The sequence below is a fragment of the Myroides sp. genome (assembly GCF_032073645.1).
Classification (GTDB): domain Bacteria; phylum Bacteroidota; class Bacteroidia; order Flavobacteriales; family Flavobacteriaceae; genus Flavobacterium; species Flavobacterium odoratimimum.
Genome location: NZ_DAMANB010000016.1, coordinates 62,578 through 81,045, shown reverse-complemented (window position 1 = coordinate 81,045; position 18,468 = coordinate 62,578). Strand labels below are relative to the sequence as shown.

The following is an 18,468-nucleotide window of genomic DNA, read 5'->3' as shown; positions in this document are numbered from 1 at the left end:
ATTTACCTATAAAAGTATTTTAAACAAGCTAAATACATTTTTAAAAGATATTGACTTCTGCATGAATAGAAATACCAAATAAATTAAAAACTTCTCGTTGTACAGTCTCTGCTAATTTCTTGATTTGTCCTCCTTCTGCTTTTCCGTAATTAACTAGCACTAGAGCTTGCTTCTCATGTACACCAGCATCACCTAGTCGGTATCCCTTAAAGCCACTGGTCTCAATTAGCCATCCTGCAGGTATTTTTACCTCCTGTTCATTGATGACATAATGAGGCATGCTAGGGTATACTCTGTGCAGTCTCTCGAAGGTGTCTCTGTCTACGATAGGGTTTTTAAAGAAGCTACCACTATTACCGATTTCTTTAGGATCAGGCAGCTTACTCTGTCTGATAGAGATCACAGCATTACTAATATCTCTAATACTAGGAGCAGTAATGTTATCAGCGTCTAATTGACTTTTTATAGCGCCGTATTCTACCTTTAGATTGTGATTTTGTTTAGTTAGTTTATACGTTGCAGATAGAATGATGTATTGATTCTTTAGCGCATTTTTAAACACACTTTCTCTATAGTCAAACTCACATTCAGCATTCGTGAAGTCTCTTATTTCTAATGTCTCCATATTAAGAGCCTTACAGCTGTGTAGCACATCTTTAATCTCTACTCCATAAGCACCAATATTTTGGATAGGCGTAGTCCCTACATTACCTGGTATAAGAGATAAGTTCTCCACACCTCCATAGTTGTGCTCGATACACCATAGGACGAACTCATGCCAATTCTCTCCAGCCTCAGCCTCTACATATACATAGTCGTTATCCTCATTGATGATATTGATTCCTTTTAGATCTAGCTTGATGACGATCTTATTGATGTCTTGTGTTAGTAGCATATTACTACCTCCTCCTAAGATGAATAGCTTGTCACTTTTATTAGCCTTGACTATTTCTTTTAGATCATTTATCTGTTTTATTTCAATAAAATATTTAGCCATTACATCTAATCCAAACGTATTATATGGTTTTAGCGATACATTCTCGTGAATATTCATTGTCTTAGGGGTATTATTAGTTTATTCTTCGTTTTGTTGAATTTTAAAAATCTCGTAACCTTGGTTTACACTATTTAACAAGCTTTCTGTTCGATCAGCGTGTGTATCCGAAATAAAGAGTTGACCAAAGGTATCTAAATTAACTAGCTCTAAAATCTTGCGGACTCTATTCTCGTCTAATTTGTCAAAGATATCGTCAAATAAGAGGATAGGAGCTACGCCTCGCTGTGTTTTTAAAAACTCAAATTGAGCCAATTTTAATGCGATTAAGAATGACTTTTGCTGTCCTTGTGAACCAAACTTTTTAATAGGATGTCCTGTCAGTTCGAATGCCAAGTCATCTTTATGTATCCCGACAGAGGTGTACTGTAGCATACGGTCTTTGGCAAGATTCTCTGCGAATAGGTCTAGCATAGATTTATCATCTAACTGCGTCTCATATTCTAGAGATACATCATCTTTATTCTCTGTGATCAGACTGTGATAATGAGAGAATATAGGAGTGAACTCTTTGATGAAATCTCTTCTTTTCTCGTGAATAGGGTGTGCCAATTCTGCAATCTGCTCATTATAGACTGCCAACGTCTCTCCGTCGAAATAGTGATTCTGAGCGAAGCTCTTAAGAAGCGCATTACGCTGACTGATTAGCTTCTGGTATTGTATAAGCAGTTGTAGATAGTTGCTGTCCATCTGAGAGATCACACTATCGATAAACTTACGTCTAGTCTCACTTCCTTCTGTAATTAAGTCGCTGTCAGAAGGAGAGATAATCACTAGGGGAATAAAGCCAAAGTGATCAGAGAATCGTTCGTAGTTTTTATTGTTTCTCTTTAGGATTTTTTTCTGTCCTTTTTTTAGGCTACATACGATGTGCTCTTCCTTTTCATCTCTAATGAATGTACCATCGATTACAAAAAAATCTTCGTTGTGTTTGATATTCTGTACAGCTATAGGGTTGAAGTAACTCTTCCCGTAAGCCATATAATATATAGCATCTAAGATATTGGTTTTACCAACTCCGTTTAACCCAATAAAACAGTTTATTTTCTGGTCAAAAGAGAAAGTATTATCGCTAATATTCTTGAAATTTAATATGTTTAATTTTTTTAAATACACGTGGTTACTGGTTATTTTAACGTTTTAGAGAGTGCTTTATCAAATTTTGGTGCAAATTATCAAAAATATAGATAGAAAGCACTTTTATATTACAATAAAAATCCTATTTTTGCGACTCATTAAACTTTGTATAAATGGCAACTTATAATAAAAGAGGTTATAAAGCCCCTAAACCTGAACAAGAAAAAGAAGATAATGAGTTTGAACAATATAACAATATTGATTCATCTAACAGTAAGACAGCTGAGGTATTTAACTCTTTAGATCAAGGAGCAAATAGAATGGAAAGCTGGGTAGTGCGCAATCAAAAAGTAATTTTTGGTATCGTAGGTGCTGTTGCTTTGGCTACTTTGGGGTATGTTGGTTATGACAAATTTGTTGTTGAGCCAAAAAATGATGACGCTGCGAACGAAATGTTTCAGGCACAGAGTTATTATAACGATGCTTTAATGAATGGTACTGCTAAAGACTCTTTATTTAACTTAGCACTTAACGGTGGAGAAGGTAAACTAGGATTCTTAGGAATTATAGAAAATTACGGTGGTACACAGTCTGCAGATTTAGCAAACTACTATGCGGGTACAGCATATTTACATAAAGGAGATTTCGCTAAAGCAATCGAGCATTTAGAGAAATTCAAAGGAAATGATGCAGTATTAGCACCATTAGCTTTAGGAGCTATTGGAGATGCTTTCTCTGAATTAGGGCAACAAGAGCAAGCTTTAGAGTATTATCAAAAAGCAGCTGCTAAGCAGAAGAACGATTTTACTACACCTAGATATTTAAATAAAGCAGGTTTAGTTGCTTTAGAATTAGGTAATAAAGAAGAAGCACTTAAGAGCTTCAACGAGATTAAAAATAACTACCAAGGTTCTGTAGAATACAGAGGAGTAGATGCCTTGATAGGTTTAGCACAATAAGTATGGCAACAGCAAATAAAAACTTATCTGAATACGATAAAACTACACTTCCTGACGGGAAAGATTTTAGAGTAGGTATCGTAGTATCAGAGTGGAATGACCAAATCACTAATGGATTGTATTCTGGTGCAGAAGCAGCCTTATTAGACTGTGGTCTGTTAGCTGAAAACATAGTTCGCTGGAATGTACCAGGTAGCTTTGAATTAATTTTCGGAGCAAAAAAAATGATAGAAGCAGAAGAGACCTTAGATGCAGTTATTGTAGTAGGGTGTGTGATTAAGGGAGAGACGATGCATTTCGACTTCGTATGCGAAGGAGTGACACATGGTATTAAAGACCTTAACCTAATCTCTGATATCCCTGTGATCTTCTGTCTACTGACAGATAACCATATCGAACAATCTATTGCTCGTAGTGGTGGAGAACACGGAAACAAAGGTACAGAAGCAGCTATCGCAGCTTTAAAAATGATAGATTTAAATAGAAAAGCATAAGCTCAATCTGTTTATAATATATAAGATAGAGGATTTCTAGCAATAGAAATCCTCTTTTTTTGTTTTATATTTTTCAGTAAGAGGGGGTGTCAGACTATTCATAGTGTTTAGCGTGTGTTATCTTTCTCTATATTTTTTCTTTTCTAAAATTATCCTTTTTCTTTTTTTAAAAAATGGATCTATTTCATCACCTTTTTTAGTAATCTAAAGAGAACTAATCCTACTTTTTTACTCTTTACCCTCTATTTTTCTTCTTTTTAGACTTCAAATTAAAAAAAGGATATGCTTTTTTTTTTAGTATTTATTTTTTATTAAGTTATTGATTTGTAGTTATTTATTTGTTTTTAGGCCATATTTGTGTTTTACTTGCATAGGCTTTGAGCCCATATAAATAGGGGGTTCTGTTGAAATCCTTCGAAAATACATGGACAATACTCCGTATTTAGTGGAGGAGAGCGTGTGTTTGTCCAAGGACGCTCCTTCTATTCTCAGAGCATTCTCCTCTAAGAATAAGGTAAGGTGTTTTAATGAAGAATTAGTAATTAATAATTAAGATTGTGTGCCTACGGCATAGGAGAATAGGGAGCAACTACATCAGCTTTAGGATGAGATTCTTCGCAGGCTTAGAAGGACAAAGGGAGTGGAGGTGTAAGATGAGGTTGTTAGCAAGCTTAGAAGGACAAGGAGAGTAGAAGTACTAATCACTAACAATGTCATGCTGACAAAGGAAGCATCTCACTAGTAACTCCACAAATATATGGGATGGAGGTTCTTCGTAGGCTCAGAATGAGAGTGTGAGTGGAAGTACTAACCACAACAATGTCATGCTGACAAAGGAAGCATCTCACTAGTAATTCTACAAACATATAGGATGAGATTCTTCGCAGGCTCAGAATGGCAAGGAGAGTGGAAGTACTAACCACCAACAATGTCATGCTGATAAAGGAAGTATCTCACTAGTAACTCCACAAACATATAGGATGGAGGTTCTTCGTAGGCTCAGAATGACAATGGGAGTAAATGTATTATCATCATAATTATTCTAGAACTTATCAGCAATGTTATTTATTAGATAAGTATTTAAAAAAAGGTTGTCATAGGATGAGGTGAGTAGGGTTTAATTCTATAATTCAGAAAGTGTCCTCTATATTTTAGAAATAAATTACAATAGAGAAATAGTAAAGGAATTTTTAATTCTTTAAATTTGTCCTTTAAGTGGAATTTATCTAAACAATTAGATTAATAATAGAGGAGCAAATAGATGTCAGATATTATTCGTTTACTACCAGATCACGTAGCGAATCAGATAGCAGCAGGGGAAGTAGTACAACGCCCTTCGTCTGTGGTTAAGGAATTGATAGAGAACTCTGTCGATGCTGGAGCTACAGAGATTAAGTTGATTCTAAAAGAAGCTGGTAAAACTTTAATACAGGTTATTGATAATGGAAAGGGTATGAGTGATGTCGATGCACGTATGTCATTCGAGCGTCATGCTACTTCTAAGATTTCCAAAGCAGAGGATTTATTTGCGTTAAGTACTAAAGGATTTAGAGGAGAGGCCTTGGCTTCTATCGCAGCGATTGCTCATGTGGAGTTAAAGACTCGTACACATGAGGCTGAGCTAGGTACCCATATCGTTATAGAAGGGACTAAACTAGTGAGTCAGGAAGTAGCTGTTACTCCTGCAGGGACTTCATTTTCAGTAAAGAATTTATTTTTTAATATACCCGCACGACGCAATTTCTTAAAGTCCGATAATGTAGAGTTTAGAAATATTATTGATGAGTTTGAGAGAATCGTATTAGTGCATCACAATATCCATTTCTCTTTAATACACAATGGTAGCGAAGTGTTTAATCTATTGCCTACGAATGCTCGTCAGCGTATAGTCAATGTGTTCGGTACTAGAACAAACGAAAAGTTAGTACCTATAAAAGAGAATACAGAGATCGTAGAGGTAACAGGATTTGTGGGGAAACCTGAGTTTGCTAAAAAGAGTAGAGGAGAGCAATTCTTCTTTGTGAATGATCGCTTTGTTAAAAGTGGTTATTTACACCATGCTATTATGGCGGCTTATGAAGGACTTCTAAAAGAAGGAACACACCCTAGCTATTTCATCTACTTTAATGTACCACCAGATAGTATAGATATTAATATACATCCAACGAAGACTGAGGTAAAGTTCGACGATGAACAGGCCTTATACAGTATTCTTCGCTCTATCATTAAGCATAGTCTAGGACAGTTTAATGTAGCGCCGGTATTAGACTTTCAGAGAGATGCTAGTCTAGATACTCCGTATGACTTCGAGGGAAAAGAAGCATCAACTCCTACTATAGAAGTAGATAGAAACTTTAACCCTTTTCACAGAGAGCTACTTACAGAGTCAGATAAGTTTGAGTATAATCCATTTGATAATAATGCGGCTATGTTTATCGGAGCTACGGATAGTAGTATAGAGAACACTCGCTTTATAGATGATCTGGAGAATAATGAGACGTATGTATCCATGAATCCGTTCGGGGATAAGGTGACGAATAAGGGGAATGATATAGAGAATAACCGCTTTATAGATGTTCTAGAAAGTAAAAGTAATACGGAAGAAAATATTTCTTTAGGTGAGACGTTAGAGAGTAAAAGTAATCATAGCCCTTTAAGTTATACCGATGATCTAGGTGAAGTACTAGAGAGCAAAGGAAATAGTACCGTAGAGGATAGATATGAAGAGGAAATCACACTGGGATCTAAAGTAAATAGAGAATCAGATGTTATAGAATCTAAGTTTAATAAACCTTCTGTGAAGAAGAGTTCGTCATCCTCATTCTCTAAAGGAGCCTTGTCTTCTAAGAGTAATATAGAAGGATGGGAGAATCTCTATGAAGGACTTCGTTCTTCTGGGGAAGATCTAGATGTGTCTGGCATAAAATTAGAGAGTGATTTTGTGACAGGGAATCTGTTCGAAAATAAACAAGAAGAAATCATGGGAGTGAAACGCTTCCAGATTAATAGAAAGTACATTGTCAGTCCGATAAAGTCAGGAATGGTAATCATCGATCAGGGGAGAGCGCATCAGCGTATATTGTATGAGAAGTTTATGGAGAGTATACAGAATCATACAGCCTCTTCTCAACAGTTATTATTTCCATTGACATTGTATTACTCTCCTTATGAGGTAGAAATACTAAGAGAGTTATACCCGATGTTACAACAGACTGGTTTTGGGTTTGAACACATGACACAAGATTATGTGGTTATCTCAGGATTGCCTGTTAATATATCAGAGAGTGAGGCTTCTATCGTATTAGAAGATTTGATTAGTGACTTCCAAGATGGAGTACCTAAGACAGCAATGGGACAAAGTGACCGCATTGCCAAATCATTAGCACATAGTTTATCTGTGAAGACAGGAACTGTGCTAAATGATGAAGAACAAGAGAATATTGTGAACTCATTATTCGCTTGTCAAGAACCAAGTGTATCACCTTTTATGAAACCTACTTTTGTAACGATGAAAGTAGAGGATATAGAAAAAAAATTCGCATTATAATGAGAATATCAGAGACAGTAAAACATTTAATTATAGTGAATGTAATCTTCTTCGGAGCTAGTATGTTTATACCAGCGATCAAAGAGTTATTCGCAATGTATTATTTTGAAAGTCCATCATTCTATGTTTGGCAACCTTTAACTCATATGTTCATGCATGGGAGTATCATGCATATTCTGTTTAATATGTTTGCTTTGTTCTCTTTTGGTAGTACGTTAGAGATGATGTGGGGAGGTAAGAAGTTTCTTACTTTTTACTTGCTATGTGGATTTGGAGCGGCTCTATTACATACAGGAGTGAATTATTTTAGTGTTCATTCTGCTGTGTCTACTCTTACAGATAATGGGTATAATGCTAGTGATGTAATGGCGCTACTAAAAGAAGGAAAGTATGATCTAAGATGGGGAGGTATATTAGGAGATGGTCAGTTGCATAATTTTCTATCTGCATATAATACGCCTGTCGTAGGGGCATCAGGTGCTGTGTATGGGTTGTTAGTGGCCTTTGCGTTTATGTTCCCTAATGCAGAGTTAATGATGATGTTTATTCCTGTGCCTATTAAAGCTAAATATTTTGTACCTGGTATTTTATTGATAGATTTATACGGAGGTGTAGCAGGTAGCTTCAGTCTATTCGGTGGAGGTGGTGGTATCGCTCACTTCGCTCATATAGGGGGAGCATTAATGGGGTATTTATTAATGATGTATTATAAGAAGACACAGTTTAACAATAACCGTTGGGATAGATAATGAGTAAGCTATTAGATGATTTGAAGTTCCAGTATAGAGCTGGTGGTATTGTGCAAAAGTTGATTTACTGGAATGTAGGTATTTCAGTAATCATTATGTTGTTGCAAGTATTCTTTTCTTCCTTTAGCGCTAGTTTATTATCTTGGTTAGCTCTTGGGAGCAACCCTATGTCACTATTGTATAAACCATGGACGTTATTGACATATTCATTCGTACATGCAGGAGTGATTCACCTTCTTTTTAATATGATTGTCTTGTTTTTTGTAGGAAGATTATTTGCTACTTTTTTTACAGACAAGCAGTTTTTAACTTTGTATCTATTAGGTGCTTTATTAGGTGGTGTGATCTTCTTGCTAGGTGGAATGTTTATGTCGACAGGGTCTATACTAGTAGGAGCCTCAGCAGCTACTATAGCTCCATTAGTAGGAGTGGCAGTGCATGCTCCTATGATGCAAGTGCGATTAGCTTTAATCGGAAATGTAAAGATGTGGCATATTGCTACTTTTATCATTATTTTAGATGTTATCCAGTTGAATACAAGTAATGTAGGAGGGCATCTGGCTCACTTAGGTGGTGCGCTAATGGGACTGATCTATATTAAAATGTTAGAGGCAGGAACCGATTTAAGCATTATCTTTGATAAAATAAGTAACCTATTTAAACGAAATCAAGGAACTCGTTTTAAGAAGGTATATGTAAATAATAAAGAGAATCGCCGAGAAACAACAGTCAGTGAAAACAAGGATGAGAGACAACAGAAAATAGATAAAATATTAGATAAAATCAGTAAATCTGGATATGAAAGCCTTACTAAAGAAGAGAAAGACTTTCTGTTTAGAGCTGGAAAAGAGTAAAATATGAAGAACCTATCTTGGTTTAACAAGTTTGTATTTGGGACTAATATACTAATGGCGATTATGTCATTAGTAGGGTATTTTTTGCCTTTTTTAGCACCTAAGTTATTTCCTTTATTATCTGTATTTACGCTAATATTACCTTTCTTTTTGATTATTAATCTAGCGTTCTTTATCTATTGGTTAATTCAATTAAAAAGGCAAATATGGTTGTCTTCTTTAATTCTAATACTTGGGATTACTTTTGCTAATAAGTTTTATAAGTTCTCAGGTAGAAATGAGGAGGTCGGAGAAAAGGAGTTCACTTTAATGAGTTATAATGTTCGTCTTTTTAACTTGTTTAATTGGATCCCAGATGAGCATGTTCCTGATAAGATTAAAGAGTTTGTAGATCTACATGATCCTGATGTGTTGTGCTTTCAAGAATATTCTAAGAATACAAATATAAAGTTCAGCCAATATCCTTATAAGTTTATTACCTCACATGGTAATAAGATAAAAACGGGACAGGCTATTTATTCTAAGTTTAGAATTATAGATAAGGGAGAGATTAACTTACCTAGTTCTAATAACAATGTGATTTTTGCAGATATTCTAAAAGATCAAGATACAATAAGAGTGTATAGTATTCACTTACAATCTATCAGTATTAGCCCTGATATCCACGAGAGTATTGATGAGGCTAAGTCTAAGCTAATCGTTAATCGTATAGCAAAGGCATTTAAAGAACAGCAGATGCAATCCGAGTTAATAGAATCTCATATGAATGATGTGTCTATCCCTAAGATTATCTGTGGAGATATGAATAATAGTGCATTCTCGTATGTGTATAGGAATATTAGAGGGAATCTAAATGATGCATTCGTAGAAGGGGGGACAGGATTTGGTAAGACGTATGACTTCGCTTATCCGATGCGTATTGACTATGTGTTCGTAGATCCTCGTATTCATGTCAAGTCATTTAAGACTTATCCAGAGTTTAAAAATTCGGATCACTTCCCGTTAATTACAAGATTGGAAATCGATAGCCAAGACGATAAATAAAAAAGAGCTTAAATAATTATTTAAGCTCTTTTTTGTTATATTAAGTCTAAGGTTCTTTCTAGTGCTATCCCTCTTGATCCTTTAATCAAGATTAGCTTATTCTTAAATACTTCGTTAGAATGGTCAAGAATATGTTGTTTAAACAAGTCAAACGTTTCGAAGAAGTGTATGTCTTCTTGTGTGACATTAATAGATGCTTTAAAGAACTCTCTTCCTATAAAGTATGCTGTTTTATTTTTAACATCACTTAATCTAGTCACGATATCTTTGTGCTCTTTATAACCTTCTTTTCCTAGCTCAAGCATATCTCCTAAGACGAATACTTTATCGCGTTGATCATTTAGTTGATCAAAGTTAGTCAATACAGCGTCCATACTGCTAGGATTAGCATTATAAGCATCTAATAAGATCATAGAGTTATCTTTAGTAATCCACTGTGATCTATTATTAGTAGGGATATAGTGTTCTATGGCTTCTTTAATATCGTTTAAATCCACATTGAAGAATTGACCGATAGTTAATGCAGCAGCTATATTAGTCGCGTTATAGATTCCTGTAAGGTTAGAGTTAATTACCTCTCCTTTATAGTATACTGTAGCGTTAGGTTGAGCTTCTAATTGTTCAATAACGATATCAGCAGAGGAATCTGTACCAAAAGTATAACGGCTGAAGGTCATTGTTTTTGCATCTTGTCTAGGGTCATCTAAGTTGACAAAAGCTGTTTTATAGTTATCTTCTAAATAGTCGTATAATTCACTTTTAGCCTTAATAACACCTTCAAACCCACCAAAGCCATCTAAATGTGCTTTTCCAAAGTTAGTAATGTACCCGAAGTCAGGATCAGCTAATTCACATAAGAAAGCTATTTCTTGTTTGTGGTTAGCCCCCATTTCTATAATACCTAAGTCTGTCTCTTCTGTAAGTGAAAGTAATGTAAGCGGAACACCAATATGGTTGTTTAGGTTTCCTTTAGTAGCTGTTACTTTATATTTTTTGCTTAGTACTGTAGCGATAAGTTCTTTAGAAGTAGTCTTTCCATTACTACCTGTTAGCGCTATAATAGGTAAGCCTAGTTGTTGTCTATGGTGTTTAGCTAACTGTTGTAAAGCTCCTAAGGCATCTGGTACATAAAGCATTTTAGCTGGATCAGTAATCAGCTTTTTGTTGTCCATAATCACAAAGGCAGCACCTTTATTAAGTGCGTCTTGAGCAAACTCGTTAGCATCAAAGTTATCTCCTTTTAATGCGAAAAAAAGAGAGTTAGGATGTATGTTTCTAGTATCAGTAGATACACCATCACACTGTAAAAAACATTGGTAAATTTCAGTAATATCCATGAATCAAAAGTATAAAAAAAAGCCCTAATACAATTAGGGCTTTTGAAAAAAGAATATTTTAAAATATGTTAATTCTTCGTTTTTCGCTTATCTGATTTAGGACCTACTTTAGTCATTGCTAATCTGAATCCAATATAATCTGTAGCTTGGTCTTCTGGGAAGAATCTTCTAGTAGCTGGGTCTAACCAATATGCTCTATCTTTCCAAGAACCTCCTTTAATCACACGAGATTTCTCATCATAAAGAGTAACCTTTTTAAGTGGTTTAGGACCTTCTCCTTTTATTTTACCACCTAAACCTGTCTGGATATTGTCATCAAATATAGAAGGATCTAATTCTTCTTGAGCAATTTGTCCAGGTAGATTGCGAACTCTTAATTTACCAGTGCTTAATGTATCGAACTTCACAGTTTCATTTGTTGTGATTTCGATTTTACCATCAGCACCTATTTTGTTTTTATAGTAAACATTTCCTTTATAGAAGTTGAAGTCAGTGTCGTTTAGATCAATAGTTGGGTCATAAACGTCAGCTACCCATTCAGCAACGTTACCAGACATGTCGTATAAACCGAAATCATTAGGAGGGTATGATTTTACTGCATTAGTGATATCACCATTGTCAGTAGACCACCCCGCTATACCACCATAGTCACCACGACCTTGTTTATAGTTAGCGTACTTAGTGTTCTGAACGATTGGTTTTCCCTTTTTGCGTTTGCTGCTTTTATCCCAAGGATATTTTTTACGCCCTTTATAGTTGTTGTACTCTCTGTTACCTACTAATCCTATAGCAGCGTATTCCCATTCAGCTTCTGTAGGAAGTCTAAACTGTGAGGTAAACAAACCAGAGTTTTGAGTAGCGTATAAGTTGCGATCACCTTCTTGTGCTTTGTTTCCTTTTCCTTTATAAGCGATATCGCTATTTCCTCCATAAACAGATTCTGGAGAGATAAGGTAAGTATCTGTGCTAAAGTGAGCGTCAGATCCAGCTTCAAGAATTTTAGCATCTTTCTTTAAATAACCTGCTTTTTCTAGTGCTAATTCGTTAACACGATCAGTTCTCCATTTAGCATAATCATTTGCTTGTACCCAAGTAACACCCACTACAGGATAGTTAGCATAAGCAGGGTGTCTTAAGTAGCTAGTGATAAGTGATTCGTTGAACCCAGAAGGGCCTCTCCATACTGTCGTATCAGGAATAGCACTTTTATAAATCTCTTGATATAATTCATTGTTTTGAGGATATACAGTACGCAACCAATATAAGTATTCATTATACATGATATTGGTAGTTTCTGTTTCATCCATATAAAACGATTGTACGTACATTTCTTTAGGATTGTTATTCCAATCAGCAAGGATATCCTCTTGTATACGTCCCATTGTAAATGTACCTCCTTCTACAGCAACCATTCCTTTAGGAGTACGTTGTTCGTATTTGGTGTTGTATTGAAAACCACCTTTACTATCATTGATTTTCCAACCAGTAGCCGTTGATACGTTGCTGTTTGAATTTCCACAACTCGTAATACTAGCAGCAACTAATATACCTGCCAGTAATCGAAAGTTTAAAAGTTCTTTAATCTTCATCTCGTTATAAATGGATATAAAATTGTACGCAATTTAATAATTAACGTTTAATTAGCAATGTGAATACTTTCATTTAATCGAAAAAGTATCAATAATTTTTATTTTTTAATAAGCAATTACACTTATAACGTCTAAAAGTATTTTGTATTGCTTAACAAAAAAATAATTGTTTTGTATAAAGTCATACTCTATACGCAGTGCAAATGTAGTTCGAATTACTTAAATGCCATACAAAATAATTGACAATATAAGGAGAAGATTGCTTGTTCTCTCTTGTGAATTTGCTTTTGTTTCTATGTTTAATTAAGAAATTATAATGCAAAAATGTACTGTAATAAGATTAATACTAAAAATTAGAAGTAGATTCTTTTAATAGTATAAAAAGGGTATGAATATCTTTGAATTATACAATGAATAGCCCTTAGATTGAGTAAAAATAGTATTAAGTTTACTTTGTATAAGATACGTAAAAAAGAATTAAAATGTTGATGGTCAAAGTTTCTTGTAGAGTGAGGTATATATTTCGTTTATAATGAAGATCAAAATAATAATTGTTGTTTTTATAAGTTATAATAATAGCTAGACTCAGATTTTAGTAATGTTAAAAAGATTATATTTGTGAATCTTAAAAAAATAAAGATGAAAAAAGTTACAGCCTTATTTCTTACTGTTTTAGCGGGGCAGTTTATATACGCTCAGAAAGTAGTAAGACCTATAACTACTGGAGTACCTTTCTTATTAATATCTGGAGATGCGAGATCATCAGGGATGGGGGATATCGGGGTTGCGACTTCTAGTGATGTGTTTTCTCAACAACACAATGCCGCGAAGTATGCATTTGCTACGCAAGCACAAGGATTTTCTGTAAACTATAGCCCTTATATGTCTAAAATTAGTAGCGATATGGCTTTAGGTCAATTAACCTATTTTAATAAATTCAATGAACGTAGTGCTATTGGAGCAAGTTTACGTTATTTTGGAATGGGTGAAATGGAGTTTAGAGATAGTTATCAATCGAGTTCAATTATAAAAAAGCCAAATGAATTTGCTGTTGATGTTTCTTATTCATTGAAATTAAGTGATCGTTTTGGTATGGCAGTAGTCGGACGTTTCATCAACTCTAATCTTAGAATGCCGGAACTAGATGGATCTAACTCTATGGCGAGTCAAGTAGCTGTAGATATAGCAGGTTTCTATGAATCAGATGTAATTAGATTTAGTACTTTCGATGGAAGATGGAGAGCTGGGTTTAATATTCAGAATCTAGGTCCTAAGATAAAATATGAAGATGAGCAGTATGGTTCTTTTCTTCCTGCAAACTTAAAGTTAGGAGGTAGTTTTGATTTTATTATTGATCAACAGAATACATTAACTATCTCAGGAGAACTTAATAAGTTATTAGTTCCGACACCACCAGAATATAGAAACGATCCAGAAGCGTTAATCGAGTATAACGATACTGGATGGCTTAAAGGAGTGTTTAAATCATTTGGAGATGCGCCTAATGGATTTAGTGAAGAACTGAAAGAAGTAGCGTGGTCTCTAGGAGCAGAATATTGGTATGACAATAAATTTGCTTTTAGAACAGGATACTTCCACGAAAGTCCAGAAAAAGGAGCTAGACAGTATGCAACTTTAGGAGCAGGTTTTAAATATAATATGATGGCTATAGACCTATCGTATTTATTTTCAACATCAAAAATAAATAACCCAATGGAGAATACACTGCGATTCTCATTAACATTCGATTTAGGTAGAAAAACTTATCGAAGAGGTTAAAAAAATAGTATATTTGTATTGAATCCAAACCATCCCCAATAAGATGCGTTTGGATTTTTTATCTCTAATAGTCAAGGATTATGAAAAAAATTGAAATCGTAACAACGTTCTTAGAATATGATTCAATAGCAGAATTAGAACAAAAAGATCAAGAGTTAATGAATAGGGCTGTAGAAGTGAGAAAGAAGGCTTATGCTCCTTATTCTAAGTTTAGAGTAGGTGCAGCTATCTTATTAGAAGACGGAACTATCGTAGTGGGGTCTAATCAAGAGAATGCGGCTTTCCCATCAGGATTATGCGCTGAGCGTACAGCTATCTTTTATGTTGGGGCTAATTATCCAGATCAGAGAATCTTAAAGATAGCTATTTCTGCATCATCAGATTTAAAAGTTACGAGTACTCCAATCCCTCCATGTGGAGCGTGTAGACAAAGTATTTTAGAATATGAGACAAAACAAGACTCTGCTATAGAAATGTTCTTTATGGGAGCAGAAGGTAAAGTGTGTTACTCTCCTTCGTTAGTAAATATCTTGCCTTTTCATTTTGATAAAGACTCGATGTAAAAGATGTAAAAAAAGAGCTAATCGCATTTATTTTGTTAAGTGAGTTTCGATTTGTACTATAACATTAGTGCAAAGTTGACTATATTTATAAGCATTGTGATATTTTTTAAAAATTAGTAAATATTGATAGATACTGTGTCAATTAAATTATTAATTTTGATACGAGATTTATATCACAATGATATAAACCTTAAGCCATTAAAAAATATTTAACCATTGGCTTTTTTTAATTCTTAAAATGGATACATACGCCCAGATCATTACAATGTTGGCTGGTTCTAACATTGTACACGAAGAGATTTCAGTAGGTAAATTATTACTTACTTTATTTTTAGTTTTCTTAAACGGTTTTTTCGTTGCAGCAGAGTTTGCAATTGTGAAAGTTCGTACTTCTCAAATAGAAGTTCATCAAGAACTAAATTCTAAAGTAGCAGGTATTGCTAAGAATATTGTTTCTAATCTTGATGCATATTTAGCAGCTACACAATTAGGTATTACCCTTGCTTCACTAGGGTTAGGATGGGTTGGAGAAAGCTCATTAACACCTGTTATTATGTATTTGTTTGAAATCTTTGGTTTCACTGGACCTGAATGGTATGGTGTAGCTAAAAGTGTTTCTTTTCCAGTAGCCTTTGCTATTATCACAATATTACATATTGTTTTTGGTGAATTAGCACCTAAATCACTAGCTATTCACTTCCCAACGAAGACGACATTTACTATAGCACTTCCATTGCGTATATTCTATTTCGTATTTAGACCTATTATTTGGTTGATGAACGGTTTAGCTAATGGTATATTGCGTATTGTAGGTATTAGCCCAATTCACGGAGCTGATATTCATACAGAAGAAGAGCTTAAGATGATTATTACTGAGAGTCAAGAAGGAGGAGCTATTGAAGAAACAGAGCGTGTTCTGATTCAGAATGTATTCGACTTTGATGACAGACGTGTAAATAATATTCAAAGCCTACGTAAAAATGTCTCAGCTATCGAGATTAATACAAGTGTAATAGAGGCTATCGATTATGCAATCAATGAAGGATATTCTCGTTTTCCAGTATATGAAGATAACTTAGATAATATTAAAGGTGTTATTTATACAAAAGACTTGATGAAAGCAATGATTCAAGATAAGAGTAACACTGATCTAGCTTCATTACTACGTGAACCTATTTATATCTCTGAGAATGCACTTATTAAAAATGTATTAAAACAATTCCAAGCAAAACACCTACAGATGGCTATTGCTACCAATGAAGTAGGAGAGTTTACAGGTATTGTGACTATGGAAGATATTCTAGAGGAATTGGTAGGAGAGATCCAAGATGAATATGACAATGAAGAACCTGTAGTACAGAGTATGGGAGAAGGTAGATATGTAGTTAGTGCACATTATAATTTATCAGATATTAATAGACTAGTACCTGTTAAGTTTGAAGAAAGTGAACACTATGATACACTTGCAGGTTTAATCAGTGAAGAGTGTCCTGATGACGAGTTTAAAGTAGGAGATATTATAAGACTTGATGACTACGAAGGAAAAATACTTAAGATGTATCGCAATTCAGTAGAGCAAGTGGAGTTAAGCCTTTTAACTAAAGAACAGAAGGAAGAACAATCAGAAGATAAATAATTATAAAGGACAGTATTCGTACTGTCCTTTTTTTGTAGATTATCATTTGAGTAATTCATTTAGTCATTGTATTGCTACAATTTATCACATTCTAATCAAACGATTAGGAAGAGAATAACAGCAATTATATATTTGTTTATCTAAAAAGATTAAAGAAGATATGAGATATAAGATTTGTTATGATATAATAGAACCAGAGGATTATATTAATATGCGTACAACCTGTGGTTTATCTGAAAAGAGAATTATGGCAGCTGTGATTGGTCTTGCTAATTCTCTATGCTGTGTGTCGATACTAGATACAGAGAATAATGATAAGTTCGTAGGGATGGGAAGATTAGTAGGTGATGGAGGGTGTCATTGTCAGGTAGTGGATATTTGTGTATTACCAGAGTACCAAGGACAAGGGTTAGGTAAGTTAGTAATGACTACATTGACAGAATTTATTAATGATAATCTACCAGAGTCATGCTATGTAAACTTAATAGCAGATGGTGAAGCTTATAAGTTATATGAGCATTATGGTTTTAAAGAAGTATGGCCTGTCTCTAGAGGAATGGGGTATGTCAAGAAGAATTAAGAAAGTGAAAGACGACTTTATAGCAAGGCTATAAAGTCGTCTTTTTGTTTTTAATAAGTAATGAAACTAAGATCGCTATAGCAGCAAAACTAATCATTACGACAGTGATATTAGACATAGTACTACTAATGTATAAACCTGTACCAATCAAGATATAATACAATAACCCGAATAAAGCACTAGCTGTACCTATGGACGATTTGTATTGTAGTAAGGCTTGACTAAGGATATTAGGAATCGCTATCCCGAATGCAGTTACAATAAATACCATCGGGATTAGAAAGTAAAGCGTATTGCCTATTAGAATTAACACTAAAGCATTCACAATAGCTATAGTTGCTGCAATCTTCATTAAGGTAATGGGGAAATATCCTCTCTCTAGTAATTTCTTGTTTAGAGAGCTTCCTATAAAAGAACCTGCCGCTAGTACAATACCACTATATCCATATACTGTTGGACTCAATCCTTCTTGTTCAAATATAAATGGGGCAAATGAATAATAACTAAAAAGAAGAACATTGTAAACCATGACTAACAAAGCATATTTCCACAATAGAGAGTCAGTGTACATCGTCTTAGCTAAGGCTATTATTTTATCTAATGTGATCTTGTCAGTATGTTGTTTAGTTTCTTTTAAGGAGAAGAAGGATGTGCTGAATAGTAGTATTGCCAACGTTGCTAGTACTGTGAATACTCCCCAATAGCCAAATTGATTGGATAGAATTCCTCCCATTAGTAATCCTATAACAGGGCTTACTGATAAGGCGATTCCCATAATAGAAAATACTTTAGCTAGTTCTACTCCAGTATAACTGTCTCTCATCATCGTTTGTGTAATCACTGATCCTACAGCTATACCAAAGGCAGCAATAAACCTTGCGATAAGTATTGTTTCAAAATTAGTGGCAAGCAAGGCTAGTACAGAAGCGAGTGTATACGTTACTAGTCCGCTTAGCATCGCTTTTCTTCTACCGATATAATCACTTAATATTCCCCAAAAGATAACTCCAAGTGCAAAGGCTATAAAGTATATACTTATTGTTAGTAATGTAGTCTCCTTCGTTACATCAAATGCTTTAGCTAAATGCGTTAAGGCAGGACTGTAGATGGTCTCCACGAATTGGGGGAACATCATCAGTACAATCATTAGCGCTAAACTGTTTTTTGTTTTCATTGTTTTTAATTTTTGACAAAGGTCTTTAGAAT

The 18,468-nt window shown here is 34.5% G+C and carries 15 protein-coding genes; 10 read left to right on the top strand and 5 right to left on the bottom strand.

The window, feature by feature from the left end:
• Positions 1 to 40: 40 nt before the first annotated feature.
• Complete coding sequence (gene murB, locus RT228_RS12460) at positions 41 to 1,054, bottom strand: UDP-N-acetylmuramate dehydrogenase (RefSeq protein ID WP_006262001.1); 1,014 nt, start codon at positions 1,052 to 1,054, stop codon at positions 41 to 43.
• Between the two features lie 21 nt (positions 1,055 to 1,075).
• The gene (recF, locus tag RT228_RS12455) at positions 1,076 to 2,170 is read right to left on the bottom strand and encodes a DNA replication/repair protein RecF (RefSeq protein WP_006262000.1); all 1,095 of its coding nucleotides are present in this window, start codon (positions 2,168 to 2,170) and stop codon (positions 1,076 to 1,078) included.
• A 134-nt stretch (positions 2,171 to 2,304) separates the two neighbouring features.
• Here recF and RT228_RS12450 point away from each other — a divergent pair, with 134 nt between their 5' ends.
• The 6 genes from RT228_RS12450 to RT228_RS12425 all read left to right on the top strand — a co-directional run bounded on the left by RT228_RS12450 (position 2,305) and on the right by RT228_RS12425 (position 9,778).
• Complete coding sequence (locus RT228_RS12450) at positions 2,305 to 3,090, top strand: YfgM family protein (protein WP_006261999.1); 786 nt, start codon at positions 2,305 to 2,307, stop codon at positions 3,088 to 3,090.
• 2 nt (positions 3,091 to 3,092) lie between these two features.
• Positions 3,093 to 3,584: a 6,7-dimethyl-8-ribityllumazine synthase gene (gene ribH, locus RT228_RS12445; protein WP_006261998.1), complete on the top strand. Its 492-nt coding sequence runs from the start codon at positions 3,093 to 3,095 to the stop codon at positions 3,582 to 3,584.
• A 1,261-nt stretch (positions 3,585 to 4,845) separates the two neighbouring features.
• Positions 4,846 to 7,131 (top strand): DNA mismatch repair endonuclease MutL, encoded by a 2,286-nt coding sequence (gene mutL / locus RT228_RS12440; protein ID WP_006261997.1) that lies wholly within the window; start codon positions 4,846 to 4,848, stop codon positions 7,129 to 7,131.
• Positions 7,131 to 7,880 carry a rhomboid family intramembrane serine protease gene (locus tag RT228_RS12435; protein ID WP_006260279.1) on the top strand — a complete coding sequence of 250 codons (750 nt, stop codon included), beginning with the start codon at positions 7,131 to 7,133 and terminating at the stop codon, positions 7,878 to 7,880. The genes mutL and RT228_RS12435 overlap by 1 nt, the downstream gene beginning before the upstream one ends.
• A complete protein-coding gene (locus tag RT228_RS12430; RefSeq protein ID WP_006260278.1) occupies positions 7,880 to 8,734 on the top strand; it encodes a rhomboid family intramembrane serine protease in 855 nt (284 codons plus the stop codon). The genes RT228_RS12435 and RT228_RS12430 overlap by 1 nt, the downstream gene beginning before the upstream one ends.
• 3 nt (positions 8,735 to 8,737) lie before the next feature.
• Positions 8,738 to 9,778, top strand: a complete 1,041-nt coding sequence (locus tag RT228_RS12425) for an endonuclease/exonuclease/phosphatase family protein (protein WP_006261995.1) — start codon at positions 8,738 to 8,740, stop codon at positions 9,776 to 9,778.
• A gap of 35 nt (positions 9,779 to 9,813) precedes the next feature.
• On the opposite strand, the gene murF is transcribed toward RT228_RS12425, so the two are convergent.
• Both murF and gldJ read right to left on the bottom strand, forming a co-directional pair.
• A complete protein-coding gene (murF, locus tag RT228_RS12420) occupies positions 9,814 to 11,115 on the bottom strand; it encodes a UDP-N-acetylmuramoyl-tripeptide--D-alanyl-D-alanine ligase (protein ID WP_006260276.1) in 1,302 nt (433 codons plus the stop codon).
• A gap of 68 nt (positions 11,116 to 11,183) precedes the next feature.
• On the bottom strand, positions 11,184 to 12,704 hold the full coding sequence (gldJ, locus tag RT228_RS12415) for a gliding motility lipoprotein GldJ (protein WP_006261994.1): 1,521 nt from the start codon (positions 12,702 to 12,704) through the stop codon (positions 11,184 to 11,186).
• Positions 12,705 to 13,343: 639 nt separating this feature from the next.
• Here gldJ and porV point away from each other — a divergent pair.
• From porV to RT228_RS12395, 4 genes are all read left to right on the top strand, one after another.
• A complete protein-coding gene (gene porV / locus RT228_RS12410; RefSeq protein WP_006261993.1) occupies positions 13,344 to 14,483 on the top strand; it encodes a type IX secretion system outer membrane channel protein PorV in 1,140 nt (379 codons plus the stop codon).
• Positions 14,484 to 14,563: 80 nt separating this feature from the next.
• The gene (locus RT228_RS12405; protein WP_006260273.1) at positions 14,564 to 15,046 is read left to right on the top strand and encodes a cytidine deaminase; all 483 of its coding nucleotides are present in this window, start codon (positions 14,564 to 14,566) and stop codon (positions 15,044 to 15,046) included.
• Between the two features lie 238 nt (positions 15,047 to 15,284).
• Positions 15,285 to 16,682: a hemolysin family protein gene (locus tag RT228_RS12400; protein ID WP_006260272.1), complete on the top strand. Its 1,398-nt coding sequence runs from the start codon at positions 15,285 to 15,287 to the stop codon at positions 16,680 to 16,682.
• 160 nt (positions 16,683 to 16,842) lie between these two features.
• A complete protein-coding gene (locus RT228_RS12395) occupies positions 16,843 to 17,262 on the top strand; it encodes a GNAT family N-acetyltransferase (RefSeq protein WP_006260271.1) in 420 nt (139 codons plus the stop codon).
• Positions 17,263 to 17,290: 28 nt separating this feature from the next.
• Here RT228_RS12395 and RT228_RS12390 read toward each other — a convergent pair whose 3' ends face one another.
• Positions 17,291 to 18,436 (bottom strand): multidrug effflux MFS transporter, encoded by a 1,146-nt coding sequence (locus RT228_RS12390; protein ID WP_006261992.1) that lies wholly within the window; start codon positions 18,434 to 18,436, stop codon positions 17,291 to 17,293.
• Positions 18,437 to 18,468 lie beyond the last annotated feature (32 nt).

Coding starts and splice junctions, on each gene's coding strand:
- RT228_RS12390 (WP_006261992.1), bottom strand. CDS start 18,436: ATGAAAACAAAAAACAGTTTAGCGCTAATGATTGTACTGATGATGTTC.
- RT228_RS12400 (WP_006260272.1), top strand. CDS start 15,285: ATGGATACATACGCCCAGATCATTACAATGTTGGCTGGTTCTAACATT.
- RT228_RS12430 (WP_006260278.1), top strand. CDS start 7,880: ATGAGTAAGCTATTAGATGATTTGAAGTTCCAGTATAGAGCTGGTGGT.
- RT228_RS12405 (WP_006260273.1), top strand. CDS start 14,564: ATGAAAAAAATTGAAATCGTAACAACGTTCTTAGAATATGATTCAATA.
- RT228_RS12450 (WP_006261999.1), top strand. CDS start 2,305: ATGGCAACTTATAATAAAAGAGGTTATAAAGCCCCTAAACCTGAACAA.
- gldJ (WP_006261994.1), bottom strand. CDS start 12,704: ATGAAGATTAAAGAACTTTTAAACTTTCGATTACTGGCAGGTATATTA.
- murB (WP_006262001.1), bottom strand. CDS start 1,054: ATGAATATTCACGAGAATGTATCGCTAAAACCATATAATACGTTTGGA.
- RT228_RS12395 (WP_006260271.1), top strand. CDS start 16,843: ATGAGATATAAGATTTGTTATGATATAATAGAACCAGAGGATTATATT.
- mutL (WP_006261997.1), top strand. CDS start 4,846: ATGTCAGATATTATTCGTTTACTACCAGATCACGTAGCGAATCAGATA.
- RT228_RS12425 (WP_006261995.1), top strand. CDS start 8,738: ATGAAGAACCTATCTTGGTTTAACAAGTTTGTATTTGGGACTAATATA.
- RT228_RS12435 (WP_006260279.1), top strand. CDS start 7,131: ATGAGAATATCAGAGACAGTAAAACATTTAATTATAGTGAATGTAATC.
- ribH (WP_006261998.1), top strand. CDS start 3,093: ATGGCAACAGCAAATAAAAACTTATCTGAATACGATAAAACTACACTT.
- murF (WP_006260276.1), bottom strand. CDS start 11,115: ATGGATATTACTGAAATTTACCAATGTTTTTTACAGTGTGATGGTGTA.
- porV (WP_006261993.1), top strand. CDS start 13,344: ATGAAAAAAGTTACAGCCTTATTTCTTACTGTTTTAGCGGGGCAGTTT.